We start from the raw sequence: 13547 nt of genomic DNA, 5'->3' as shown, positions 1-13547 counted from the left end.
GCGTTTCGGGCAGAAACGTCCTTTTTGTATACCAGGATTTATTGCAAAAACACCCCATACATAGAGCTATATTTATTCCCACCACGTGCTGAGACAGGAGTGAACGATGGATGGACCCTTTGCTGCATTCACTATTTCGTCCCCTTCAAGTCAATGGAAGTGATCTGTCCACGTATTATATCGAACAAAAGCCCTCTGCCGCGCTGAGAGCTTATGTAGCTTGCTATTGGGAGTCCGGTCCGGCTAATAGGGTGGTAGAGGGGAATCTAGCAGCTTCGTACGAAGACACCGCTTCGTTAAGCCTGCCGCAGGAAGAAACCATGGAGCGGGTATTACCTGACGGCTGTACGGATATTCTATTAGAATACGACTCGGTGAGTAAGCGTCAGGAACTCTCGTACTGCGGGACATTTACGAATCCGTTCGTGTCTACCAGACAAGTAGGGTCCGAGACACGTATTTTTGCGGTGCGTTTTTTTCCGGGTGGTGCGCATTATTTTCACGGGATGCCGACTCACTTGTTTACAGGCGGTAATTATCGCTTGGAAGATCTCTGGCCCGAAAGCATCGCCGTCATAGGTGAGCGCATTATGGAAGCGCAGAATTTCAATGAACGGGTGCGCATAATGGATGAGTATCTTAACCAGCTTCTGTTTCGCCAACGCACGAACGATTGCGACCTGATGAAAAACCTGCTGCATCGCATCTTTGTGAGCGGTGGGAGAGTGGGGGTCAAGGAGCTTGCGGAGCGTGAGGCGATCAGTGAAAGACAGCTTAACCGCAAATTCGGGCAATGGATCGGGATCAGCCCCAAAAAGTTCAGTGAAGTCGTCCGCTTCCAGAGCGTTCTACACAGTATCCAAAGCGGCGGGAGTCTGGATTGGACGGAGCTGGCATTGAAGCACAGCTTTTTCGATCAGGCGCATTTAATCCGCGATTTTCGCAGGTTTTATGGAGATTCTCCGCTTACTGCGGCTAAGGATTTACGGAAGTTGTCCGATTTTTACAATACACGCCCAGAGGCTTCGGCTATACTCAAAATATGAATAAGAATGGTAAAGGAGAGATGAGAATATGAGTGGAACGCTGCAAGTTCGAGGTCATTTACTGAATGAGCTGGAGACCGGAGTACGGACGGGGGAAGCCTTGATCCGTAAAATACGTCCAGAGGATTGGAGCTTTCGTCCACAGGACAATTTCCGCTCGCTGCTGGAGTTAGTACATCACTTTGTTCTTATTCCTGCTTCGGATCTTGCGATCATGCAGGAGAAGTCCGAGGGTGAAGTAGGAGAGATTGAAACCAGCCTGTCCGGGGTGGAAGATCCCGAGCGCTTGGCTGCGGCTTTCAGGGAAAACTTCGAGGCTTATAAGACTTACATTCTTTCGCTTAGCGAAGAAGATTATCTGAACCGTTCGACGAAGGCCTTTTATATGGAGCATGGGCATCTACAGGTTCAATGGCAGATTGAGACCGTGACCCATGTATTCCATCACCGCTCACAGATCTACAATTATTTGAAGCAACTAGGACATGAAGTGAGCTTTTTTATGTTGTACGCTTGAGTATGCGTATAGCTGTAAAAAGATGGAGATGAGCTGGAGCACCTATTAGGTGCTCTTTTTTTTAGTTTGCTTTTTGTAGGTAGACATTGGATCATGAGGGGGTTACATAGAAAATAGTGTAACAGATTGTATGAGTTTCATTATCTTTTTGGACAATCGGAGGTATGGGAGTTATATTGTTTACACTTAGAGCGGGACTAATGAGGAAGTATGCTTATTCAGATTATTGGACTGACAATTAAAAGAAAAGTATTTGGTACAAGGGATTGCAGAATATGCAAAACGTCTTATGCCTTATCTCGAGCTTTAAATCATAATAATTCTGATGAAAGACACCAGATACCCTAAGTAATGCTGAGGTGAAGATCATTAAGGATAAGGAAGGCAAACGGATTTTGGGATACATTAAGCTAGAGGTATAGCACTCACCTTGTATGGGGAAATGTGGGTATAATAGGGGTTTGCAAGTGAATACTATTGCTCCGGCGCCTAAGAAAGCAGCCATGTGGTGTTCGTCATCGGTGGCAGCCACGGGCTAGTGGATAATGAGATTAAATGTAATCAATAGAAGCTATGCTTTGGAAAGATGAACTAGCGCTATCAAACGATGCGGCTGTTGCTGGTAAAGCAGATTTTTCGGCGGTAAAATTAATAGCTATGAACCGTAAAGATTAGAGTCTGAAATTCTTAGAATGCTAGAGGTGTCTATGCATGCTACTAGCATTCTAATGTTGTTTTGAACTATCCCGCCAATAGAGATTAATTTATAGGTATTGTACATTGAGGAAGTTATCATCTTTTTTTCGATTGTATATGTTTGAAAAGGACAAGTTTGTTTTTTTAAACCGTACATTTTGAAGTACGGTGTTTCCAAAATTAGCTTCGAATAATTCGGAGAAAATAAAGTTAGTACTTATAACTTTTGAATTCAAAAATGTGGTTAATGGCATTTTACAACATTTCAATTTAGTAGCATGAAATTTGCAATTGTTAAAGTTTGCACTCTCAAATAAACATGAATAGATTTTTGTATTGCTTAAATCGCTACCCTCTAAATTTACATTATTGAAATTCGAGAAAGAGATTGTACTAAAAGAAAAATCTACGCATTTCATGTTTGATATATTCGAAAAATCTTGAGTGCTAATTCTTGTATATCTCATACTAGTTTTATAAAAAATACAGTTATTAAGTTGAGATGTTGTTAGATCAGTAGAATCCAATATCGAGTATGAGAAGTCTACATTCTCTATAGTAACTTTGTTAAAAATACATCCAGTCAAATTACATCCTCTTAGATTGGTATTAGACAAAGTTGAGTTTGTAAGGTTAGCACCAGTCAGTATTGCATTCTCAAGATTCGCATCTGTGAGATCAACATTTGAAAGGTCTGCATTTGACAGATCTACGTTGCTCAAATCGGCCCCATATAAATCAGCAAATCGTAGGTCACATGATGTAAGTTTTGAGTGTTGGAGCTTTGATCTACATAATTGAGAATATGATAAGAATGAGTTCGATAAATTGACATTAATGAACACACTATTTTGCATGCTTGCCCCTGATAGATTGACATAAATCATTATAGTGTCCTCAATATGAGAATCGTCCATTACAGCGTCGCTTAAGTCACATTGAATAAGTTCTGAATTACTTAAATAACTATGATCCAATGCTGAATTTGTTAGATCAGAGTTATATAATTTAATTTTTGTTAGGGTCGCTCCAACAAAACTTGTATCTATCATGTTTGTTTCGCTTATATTTGCGTACTTCAGTTCTGCAAAATCAAAGTTGGCCCCTTCAAAGTCACTATATTGGATATTTATACTAGAAAGAAGTGCACTATTCAAATTTGAAAAAGATAGATCTGAAAATTTAATAATAGAATTTGACAAGTTGGAACTTTCTAACTCTATTTTCACTAAACTAACATTAGTTATTTCTGAATTTTGTAAATCAACCAAGTCAAATCGTAGTTCATCTACAGTGAATACATCATTAGAGAATTGTACAACTTTCCGAAGTTGATTAGATAAGTCAGATAAATTAACTTTAAATGTTAATCCTAATAATTTGGCAATAGACGGTAACAGTCTAAGAAGGGAGAAAAGTACATTAGATTCTAACGTTATTTTATTATCTGCTTTTCCTGGATATTGGAGGAAAAATTTTTTTAGAAATGCAGTGTTTTCCTCATTTAAAAATTGATGATTTTTCACATAGTTATTGTATAGATGATTCAAGTTGTTATAGATTAATCTTAACTTCTCTGATTCAATTGAACCGAGCATTGGTATCAAGAAAGACTGTAAAATTTCATTGGATAACTTGAATCCTGAGAAGCTGGTATAAAAGTGAGCCTTCAAACTTTCGTCTTGTTCATTAATATTTGCTAAAGAAAGTAATATATCAAGCAAGGCTTCTGCGGCTAAATATTCATAAAAACTTTTATGAACAAACTCAAAAGCAGTTTCATTGATATCAGTCTCGTGGTTAATCTTCATGTAGTTTAAGACAATAAATGAACTAATTAAATTTTCGCTGTTTAAAATTAGAGATTCAAAAAACTTAGGTAGTAATCCTCTGTTCTGGATATCTCGATTTGTTATATGGAATTTATTGGATTTGTACATAGACAAAGAAATATTTTTGTTAAATGTTCTTTTATATTCTGAGAGGGCTTCAAAATCCATATGCTTTTGAAACGGATTAAATGAATTATCGAATTTAGATGTAGCACATGTCCAGTCCATTAGTCTCTTATAAAATTGCCACTTTTCAAGTTGATTTAATTCTTCTAGATTTAAATCATTATCTTCATATAGCATTGTACAAATAAGATAGAGAAACAGAGGTAAGCTTACTAAGAGGTCTTCTTCAACATTACTGATACTAGTCTTATTATTACTTAAAGAATCATCATCCTCATTATTAAATCTGTAATAATCCATATGTTTATTTATGTTTATTATTTCAGTAGATAGCTCTTTATTATAATTTTTAAGTTTTGACCACTTTTTAACCCATTCTATAATCATAAGTGGTGAAAAGTGTTTAATTTCTACTATAATAGACCCCTTGGGGATCAATGTTAAGTATTCTTGAAAAACAATTGTTCTTCCTGTTAAGACAATGTTCACATTGCTATAATCCCTTTGAAAATCATTTAATGACATTAAAAAATCATCCATTTGTCCATCACTAATTAGGTGTAGTTCATCAAAACCATCTAAAATGATTAAGAATCGAGATTTCTTTAAATGGATTAGTTTGAAGGAAGGCAAAATCTCTTCAAACTCCTGCTTGATAGCTATCTTGAAATTATTCACAAATTTAAATCTCTTCAAATCAATATGAATTGTTATTATATCTGGTTTTTTTTCGATAAAAGTGGAGAATAAAAATTTAGAGAAAGTGCTTTTACCTACGCCAGGATCCCCATGTACAAAAATCGGCTTCTTTGTTTCATCCATGATCGTTTCAGTAATAAATAACTCGGTTACTGATATGTCTTTAAGCTTCTTTTTTGATTTGAATTTAATACCTAGATCCTCCTCTAGATCTTTAAACTCGCCTTTGAATTCATAACTTTTGTGTTCAGGTAAAACGAAAATATCAAATAAGTTAAAGTTTTCGTTAAAAATAGGTTCAGAAAACTCTTTTAATTTATTTTTTGAATATTCAATAAATTCGGAATGAAGCCTCTTAATACCATATTCCTCTAGATGATAGTTTACCTTATTGTCAATATCAGATACATCCACTTTTATACTATTCAAATCATATGTAAACTTACCAATTAATTCGATCAGTTCTGAATTAGTATTAGAATGCATCTCCATTATAGTTTCTTCCAGAATTTCACCAAATAAATTATTGTCCAAGTATCTAGCTTTTGGATCAGGGTTTGCAGACTTCATAACTACCTCAGTGAGAAGTCTGCTATAAAGTAGTTGGGTAGGTAATTTTCTTTCAAGTTTGGAAATGTGTGTTTTAGTACTGGCTATTATATTGATTACACTCTCTTGAGGGTCTAGCTCCATAAAAGTCCAGGATATTCGTTCTATAAAGGATTTGCGGACTTCGGATTGATCTAATAAAAATTTGATTTTTTGATATGAGTTTTTAAGTTCAATTTTCACTTCAGAATTTGTATGAATTCTCAAAAGCGCTTTCTCTGATTCTTCTTTTAGAATCAGGCCAATTGTAGTATAAATATACTCTTCACAATTAAGAAGTAAATCTTGAGACAGGCTACCCATATTTTTCATCCATTCATTCAGTAGTTTGTCTCTACTAGAGGGTTTAGAAGAAGAAATAAAATCAAAATAAACTTCTCCTGATTGTAAATATAATAGGAAAAAATTGTATAAGGATTTCTGGACTCCCTTATCACTTAGTGACAATGAATTAGAATAACACTTTGCTTGTTTATAATTAGTGCTAGAAGATTGAATATCTATTGTTTTAATATCATCTTCGACTTCGCAATAAATTATTATGTCATTTTTACTAAGATAGTTGGTGAGCCATAATTCAAGCGTAAGTGCATACTGAAATAAGAACCCACGGTGAGTATAATGAGCATCTGTATTTTTCTTGAAAATATGAAGATTTACATCTTGCATTTTTACCGCACCCATCTTCTCGAAAATATTGAGAATTTTCATTTTTATTTGTAAGTGAATACAAAGAATCGTCAGACGATAGCATTACCTATCGGTTTTTATTTTAAGATGAAAATAAGTCCACTATTAATATATTTATTTCAAAATAAATTTCACTTAAATGCATTTCTAAATTCACTGATGATGTTATTTAAGTTTTGGACCTGTTTAGGGCTTAGTTCGCTAATAATTGAACTATAATTATCTATTATTTTCATCTGTATAGAGTCAATATAATTATCGGAATTGTAAAACAAAGAGTAAGCAGAGACATTCAATCCGATTAAAATCTTTTCCAAGGTATCAATCGAAAAGTTTCTTTCGCCACGCTCTACTGATCCGATATATGCATCATCTAATCCTGAAAGTTCCGCAAGTTGTTGCTGTGTTAATCCCTTAGCCTTCCGAATTGCTCTAATTCTTTCTCCAACTGAATTCCGTAATTTTGTCATATTAGCCACCTCTCCTAAAGGTTAGGAGAGTATCGATGTAATTAGCAGAGACATAAAGGCGGTAAAATTTATTGAAAAAACTGCGATTAAGTTAATTTATTGTACTACTTATTTGGAGTTTCACAAAGGAATATATTAAGAGCGAGTGCTTTTTATCCTAATCATTTTAAAGGAGGAACCCTCTTTGCGAACTTCTATCCTGAAATCGCTCAAACCGGACATCATTGTTGAAATGTTAGAGATGGCCGTGGCTTTTGGAAATTGGAAGAAGGTGATGGAGACGGCAGATATTTTGTACCAATGTGTACAGCGTATCTATGAAGAACGACAGTATCATAAAGCAATGAAATTGCTCATCCCGCATGTCAATTTAGAACGTCCGTTGGTATATTATTTTGGATTCAGTCACCTGATGAGTGGAATGGCTCACCAGAACCAGGGTACATATGAGCAGGCAAGGGAGTGTATCTATAAGTATGCTGAGCTGGGATGGATGGAGGATTTAAAGGAAGAAGAAAATCATGTTGTTGAGGAGTTCAGGTTTTTAGCCAAAACTAATTTATATGCAGTAGATATTTTGTCTGGAAATATAGAGCTGATCGAGGAATACGTAGCCTTTTTGCAGGATAATCTAGAGGAAATATTACCGGGGCTGAATACCATATTACAGGCAGCGCTTATGTATCATTTGGATGTAGGAGATATTTTACATACGTTTGCAGAGCAGATTGATGAATTCGAGAGTTATGAAGACGCAGAGAACGTATCCTACTATTATAGTTACTGCTATCGCTTGGCTTTGTACTATCGGAAGTGCGGCAGATTACAGGACGCAGTGGGGCTTACTGTGCAGGCGATGCAACTAGCTGATCAGTCGGGCAATGATGGTCAATTTAAGAAATGTACAGCATTGTTGGAATCATTACGGGAGTCAGCGACAGCGGAACAAATCAGCCAATATCGACAGATGCTAATACAGTGTCTTGAGGAATACGGAACTGAGAGCATTCCATTGTGAAGAGCGTAAATGAATGATCCGCTATGTTCTAAACAGGGGATAGGCTCGTAACAGAGAGGAAATAAATAGGTAAGAGGCGTTTCAGGTGCTAAAATAACTATGTTACAGGTATGTTTTTAAGTTAGGGATCATAAATACGATTTTACATTATCATTCGACATAGATAGGGGTATGGAATTTGTTTATTCAGCTTATAGGTGTTGGCAAGTTAAAAGAGAAGTATTTGGTCATGGGCATTCAGGAATATGCCAAACGGCTAGGGCCATACATCAAGTTCCAAATGATCGAAGTAGCGGACGAAAAGGCTCCTGATACATTAAGTGAAGCGGAGGTTCGACAGGTCAAGGAGCGAGAGGGAGAGCGCATCCTTGCTCATGTGAAAAGCGAAGCACACGTCATTGTACTCGCCATCGACGGCAAACTGTGGAGCTCGGAAGAACTCGCAGAGGAATTGGACAAGCTCGGCACCTACGGTACAAGCCATGTTGTCTTCGTCATTGGCGGCAGTCATGGTCTCTCTGACGAAGTCCTCCGCCGCGCCCAGCAGAAGCTGAGCTTCGGAAGAATGACCCTGCCTCACCAGCTGATGCGATTGGTGCTGGTGGAACAGATTTACCGAGCGGTGAAGATTAATCGGGGTGAACCGTACCATAAGTAACGGCAAGTTTTTTGTTACGACGTGGTTATAGGTAATCAAAGAAGTAACCTCTGTTAATTAGATATGGTAAAATGAGGATGTTTGACACTAGTTGCTTTTATACGACTTTAGCTAGGGGGTAGATATGGCTGTTCCTGTGCATGAAATTGACGAGTATTTACGTGTACAAACCCGAAAGATCAATGCCCAGTTCTCTAACATGAAAGATGCATCTGCATTATATGATGACTACTATGAAAACATTAAGAATGATGACCTTAAACAAGTTTTCCCACTGTTTCATGCCATGTTAAATAATTTATTTTCCTTCATGAATCAGAAGCTTTCACCTGGATATGGTGGACATTTCAATGCAGACCCTAGCCGGGAATTAATTGATGTGATTGAAGCTTTTCAGAAGCTTCAGACAAATTTGAAGAATTCACCGATTGCCTTTGATTTGGATCCATATTATGTGGAGTTAATAGGTAGATGTAGTGCCTTTTTGAGTAAGAGCGGGGGCAGCACTATTCCCTCTGATTTTCCAATGATTGAACTGATTGAGCATCGAGCTATATTTATAATGATGAACGTCGTCGAAGTTAAGCGTTTATTCAATAAAGAAGTCTTTCAAACCAAGCTAATCGGCGGTGGGTCATATGCTCAGGTATTTAAATACAAAGACCCGTATTATAATCGTTGGTTTGCCCTAAAGCGTGCCAAAACTAATTTAACGGCCAAGGAATTACAGAGATTTAAGAATGAGTACGAGACTACACGTAAATTTAATTCGCCTTACATTATTGAAGCCTATAACTACAACGATGAGAAGCATGAGCATACCCTTGAGTATGCTAATGGAGGAACGCTTGCTGATTACATTCGCGACAATAACACTAAGTTGGATATGCAAGATCGGCTTAAGCTTATTGGTCAGCTTTTCAACGCTTTCATCTACATCCATGAGAAGGAAATATTGCACCGAGACATTAGCTACCACAATATTCTGATTCATCACTTCGATCAAACGTGGACTGTACTCAAGATAGCTGATTTTGGTCTAGTAAAAATTCCAAAAAGCTCATTAACGAGTATAGATTCGAGTGTGAAAGGCTCACTAAACGATCCTGACTTGACAAAGGTGGGATTCGTAAACTACGAAGTGAGGCATGAGATATACGCTCTCACTCAGGTCGTAAACTTTTTGTTTTGTGGGAAGAAGCATGGAAATGGACTCTACGGGAAGAGCCAGGCGGTTAAGGAATTTCTTTTAAAAGGTTTGGCTGCAAATATTGATGAACGCTTTATTTCTGTTGAGGAAATGGTAAATGCCTTTCAAAGTGTGAAGCACGAGTTATTAAAGTTGTAAGGCAGCAGAGTATTTTGAGGACATCATAAATAAAGGTCAATATTTTAGCGAATGTAGGCATTTATGATCTGTTACCTGTTAAAAGTCATTAGGCTAACTGTTAATGAGGAGCGTAACCGAATGGAAGATGAACGTATTAAACAAGGACTATACAGTCTTTCTATTGCGACAAATGCAAGTGAAGTTTTTGAAGCTTGGGTAATGATGGGGGAGTCAACGGAAGGTAAGTCATCAATTATCTCTTTAGATAACTATCACAAAAGTGTATATCCTACTGAGTTGAATAAATTAATCAACAATATCGATAGCCACTTCATTCCTTACTTTGAGACGGACAAGCTATACTTTATTGATGACGAGTTATTGAATGAAATCTTTAATAACGGGGAAAAGGACACCATATTTGGTCTTGACTACTCAATAATGCTGGATACAAATTATGCTAGCTATATACATAATTTTGTAAGTAGAGATTATTCGACTTTAAATAATGAGATATTTACCACAATTGACCTGCTAATCAGGAATAATTTTAATTATGATCATATTTTTTATATGATAGAAAACTATAAGAATTCGTTTGTAAATATAGAAGGTGAGGATGAAGAGACCAAAAGGGATAAAAAGGCCAAGGTATACCTTAATTTGGTCAGCCTCGAACTTTTCAAGAGCATTAATAGAGAAGAATATATTAAAACAGGAAAGTTGCAATATGGGATTACAGAAAATGAAGCACAATTGCAAGCCGATCAAATCTTTAATGGAATTTTCAATTCTGCTTATGCACAAGAAGGGATGGATTATTTCTTAAGAATACAGAGGTATATGGTACTATTCATAATAGGGGTAATGCAAATTAAGTTCGAATCAAAAACAACTGTACATAAGAAAGTTCAGAAGCTCTTTGAGTTTTTAACTAATATTGTTGGTGTGTATTTTGACAGAGAGTTTGTTATTGCTCATAAGTATTTCACTACACAAAACGATGTTAAAATTCTCAATAAAATCAATAAAGGAATGAACCCTAAAAAGGTGCTTCAATTTATTGAAAATATAGCCTGGGATTTCTCTGTACCTAGGATGATGGAGCGACAGCTTATAAATGGCGGACATGGACGTTACTTCATTCCTTTTTTTCTAAGTAATGATCAAAACTTAAGAGAGTTACTACGACTTTTTAAAGTCAAAGGCATTATGTACAGTAGGTCGAATGACTTTTTTATTCCATTTACTAAAATTGTTACCCAAGAATATTTTGAAGCGCATAACTGCAATGTGGAGACTTACTTTACGAAAGAAGCACTTGCCCGTAGGGCAGCAACATTTGAGAATAACAAAGATAGCCTTCCGCAGATTATCGAAAGAGAATTTGAAAAGTTGGTAGGAATATTGGGCTCATAGGTATTGTACGCCGTCAGCCGGGATAATCGAACCAACCACAAATGACATTACACTGATCCAAACAAAAGCATTGTTACTTGCCGTTACAGACAACGCGGTGAACCGTATCACAAATAGGGCGAAATAGCTGATAGCGCTTCAGCCTTCCCTTTAGACTTTAAAGATGCAATTTAGAGACATCCAATGTATAGCCCAATTCGCTTGAAAGCCTAGCGATTTCTTGGGAATCGCTCTCAGGTACTTATCTAATCAAATAACAACACACTCTCGATTTATTGATTTCTTCTAATACTGGTATATTTACAAAGTTGTACATCATACTCATCGCCATATATCGACAGATTGAAAGACTGATCGTTTTTCCTCGTTGGAAGAGCACATACAGGATCGTGTTGGTGGTCCCTTCGCAAGTGCAGACACGCTTAACGAGCTGGTCTTCTTGTACGACCAGCTTTTCGTAGGCATCCATATTAGGGGGCATTTTTTCACCTCCTGAGAGCAGATTTTTGATCGTTGGCTTTCATGTTTATTTTTTTCACAGACATAAAGAAATATAAGAAGATTCAAGAGCACTTGATCTAGTTTTTTACATTGAGTAGGTGTTAATATAAGAAGGTAAAATTTGTTTTCTGCTCTTAATTCTACAAACAAGGAGAAGGAATTTATGGCCATGTTTTTCATAAGTCATTCCTCAAAGGATGCTACTATAGTAAGAAATCTCATGGATTTACTTCAAAACCAGTTCAACCTTTCGCGAAGTGATTTCTTCTTAACTTCTGACGAAGAGCTAACTTACGGAGGAGATTGGGTAGAGCAGATTCGAAAAGGTATGGAAGAATGCAAAATAATTCTGCCGTTTATAACTCCCAACTACTTACAAAGCCAATTTTGTTTATGTGAGTTAGGGGCTACTTGGGTAAATAAGCAAGCAATTATACCCGTAGTGGTGCCACCGCTGGATTATAGGGCACTAGCCGAAACCCCATACCGTACTAATTTGCAGACCATTACTCTTTCAAATATTGAGGACTTGAATAAGCTAGCTCAAGCCATTGTAGATCGTGGATTGAATTCTCCTAATATGGTGCGTTTTGGAACTAGGGCGAAAGAACTTTACGAGGATAAACTTCTCCCATTTATCAAAGCGACAGAGGAATTGAAACCACTCACAGATGCCGATTTCGATACGCTAAAAACAGAGCTGGCTACTTACAAGGAAGCATATTTAGAAATGGAAGTAGAATTAGAGGACTTTAGAAAGCAGAATGAGCAACTTAGAAAAATGAAAGACGCAGAAGAAGTTAAAGAAATGGACTATGCTGAAATGAGCGAATGGGATACCTTTATGGAAAAAGTAGAGTCCGTTAAAACTAAACTAGATTCTTTACCAGCACTGGTAGTTAGCATCATATATAATGCTCGTCGTCCAGGCTATGATGGTTTTACCAGCAACGAAGATAGGTCGGAGTTGAATGCCCATGAGAGCGATGGCTACATTAAATGGGAAACAGGATGGGAACCTGATTATGAACATCCTATCATTTCCAAGGCAGACGACGCCTTAGACCAATTAGCAGCTTTTATTGGCGATATAGGGCCGGCTATCGAAGAAAGATTTGAAGCAGAGTATGATTCTGTACGAATGAATTTGATCTACCGACCGTTTTGGGAGAAGGTATTGGAACAACGAATACAAATTTCGACATAAATTGATTTAGAGTCTGTGCTTACGCAGACTCTTTTTACTTTACGATACCGGAACATCCTACAATAGGGCGAAATTATGGTTAGAGTAAGCAGTATCAGGGGATATATGGTAAGATGTTTCCGTGCGGAGAAGCAAATAATGTTTATAATGGGGGTTTAGATTATGGCAAATCGGACTGGAACCTATGTTGCCTTTGATGGTTTAGGAGAGGCAGACCCTGCAAAGTCTGACTTCAAATACTATGCTACTCTTCAAGCATGGAATGCGAATAAAAACATTCAGTTTTCGCTGACTAACAGTCACGAGAAAACGGATGCGGTACGTGATACAAGTAAACGGACAACATTGTATGCACGCATCCAGGAACGGCTTAGAGCATCGAAAAACATGCTCGTCATTCTTACGAGTAAGACTCGTTATACCGGAAGTGTTTTATCTTATGAGATCGAGCAGGCCATAGACACGTACAGAATTCCGCTTATTATCGCTTACCCTGAATTCTCATCTGTTTTGTATGTGGATAGCCACAGTGGCATTTGGCCCAAGGCACTTAGAGACCGTATAAATGATACCGGTATAGAAGCAATCCATATCCCTTTCGCTAAAGAGTGCATTTTAAATGCTATCACACGTTTTCATGTGAATGGTGAGCATCTTAGCAGTGGTAAGAATCATTACAAACGTGAAACGCAAATCAAATGGGGCCTAATTCAATAAAGGAGAAGATGT

Annotated in this window: 11 protein-coding genes; 8 read left to right on the top strand and 3 right to left on the bottom strand. The window is 37.2% G+C overall.

Going from position 1 to position 13547, the window contains the following annotated elements; genetic code table 11:
- The first annotated feature begins 110 nt into the window (after positions 1-110).
- Together MLD56_RS25670 and MLD56_RS25665 are read left to right on the top strand one after the other, a co-directional pair.
- Positions 111-1046: an AraC family transcriptional regulator gene (locus MLD56_RS25670; protein ID WP_029518921.1), complete on the top strand. Its 936-nt coding sequence runs from the start codon at positions 111-113 to the stop codon at positions 1044-1046.
- A 28-nt stretch (positions 1047-1074) separates the two neighbouring features.
- Positions 1075-1563 carry a DinB family protein gene (locus MLD56_RS25665; protein WP_029518920.1) on the top strand — a complete coding sequence of 163 codons (489 nt, stop codon included), beginning with the start codon at positions 1075-1077 and terminating at the stop codon, positions 1561-1563.
- A 764-nt stretch (positions 1564-2327) separates the two neighbouring features.
- Here the strand turns inward: MLD56_RS25665 and MLD56_RS25660 are convergent.
- Both MLD56_RS25660 and MLD56_RS25655 read right to left on the bottom strand, forming a co-directional pair.
- A complete protein-coding gene (locus MLD56_RS25660; RefSeq protein WP_029518919.1) occupies positions 2328-6194 on the bottom strand; it encodes a pentapeptide repeat-containing protein in 3867 nt (1288 codons plus the stop codon).
- 152 nt (positions 6195-6346) lie between these two features.
- Positions 6347-6685 (bottom strand): helix-turn-helix domain-containing protein, encoded by a 339-nt coding sequence (locus MLD56_RS25655; RefSeq protein WP_029518918.1) that lies wholly within the window; start codon positions 6683-6685, stop codon positions 6347-6349.
- A gap of 184 nt (positions 6686-6869) precedes the next feature.
- Between MLD56_RS25655 and MLD56_RS25650 the strand changes: the two genes are divergently transcribed.
- The 4 genes from MLD56_RS25650 to MLD56_RS25635 all read left to right on the top strand — a co-directional run bounded on the left by MLD56_RS25650 (position 6870) and on the right by MLD56_RS25635 (position 11110).
- Positions 6870-7703 carry a hypothetical protein gene (locus tag MLD56_RS25650; protein WP_029518917.1) on the top strand — a complete coding sequence of 278 codons (834 nt, stop codon included), beginning with the start codon at positions 6870-6872 and terminating at the stop codon, positions 7701-7703.
- 178 nt (positions 7704-7881) lie between these two features.
- Positions 7882-8361 carry a 23S rRNA (pseudouridine(1915)-N(3))-methyltransferase RlmH gene (rlmH, locus tag MLD56_RS25645; RefSeq protein WP_013312768.1) on the top strand — a complete coding sequence of 160 codons (480 nt, stop codon included), beginning with the start codon at positions 7882-7884 and terminating at the stop codon, positions 8359-8361.
- A gap of 124 nt (positions 8362-8485) precedes the next feature.
- On the top strand, positions 8486-9709 hold the full coding sequence (locus tag MLD56_RS25640; protein ID WP_049817057.1) for a protein kinase domain-containing protein: 1224 nt from the start codon (positions 8486-8488) through the stop codon (positions 9707-9709).
- A 120-nt stretch (positions 9710-9829) separates the two neighbouring features.
- A complete protein-coding gene (locus MLD56_RS25635; RefSeq protein ID WP_029518915.1) occupies positions 9830-11110 on the top strand; it encodes a hypothetical protein in 1281 nt (426 codons plus the stop codon).
- A 241-nt stretch (positions 11111-11351) separates the two neighbouring features.
- On the opposite strand, the gene MLD56_RS25630 is transcribed toward MLD56_RS25635, so the two are convergent.
- A complete protein-coding gene (locus MLD56_RS25630; protein ID WP_029518914.1) occupies positions 11352-11591 on the bottom strand; it encodes a hypothetical protein in 240 nt (79 codons plus the stop codon).
- 183 nt (positions 11592-11774) lie between these two features.
- Here MLD56_RS25630 and MLD56_RS25625 point away from each other — a divergent pair, with 183 nt between their 5' ends.
- Positions 11775-12818 (top strand): toll/interleukin-1 receptor domain-containing protein, encoded by a 1044-nt coding sequence (locus MLD56_RS25625; RefSeq protein ID WP_029518913.1) that lies wholly within the window; start codon positions 11775-11777, stop codon positions 12816-12818.
- 162 nt (positions 12819-12980) lie between these two features.
- A complete protein-coding gene (locus tag MLD56_RS25620; protein ID WP_029518912.1) occupies positions 12981-13535 on the top strand; it encodes a TIR domain-containing protein in 555 nt (184 codons plus the stop codon).
- The last annotated feature ends 12 nt before the right edge of the window (positions 13536-13547 follow it).

It is taken from the genome of Paenibacillus peoriae (assembly GCF_022531965.1).
GTDB lineage: Bacteria > Bacillota > Bacilli > Paenibacillales > Paenibacillaceae > Paenibacillus > Paenibacillus polymyxa_D.
The sequence above is the reverse complement of the archived record's forward strand: the minus strand, read 5'-3'. Positions and strand labels throughout refer to the sequence as shown.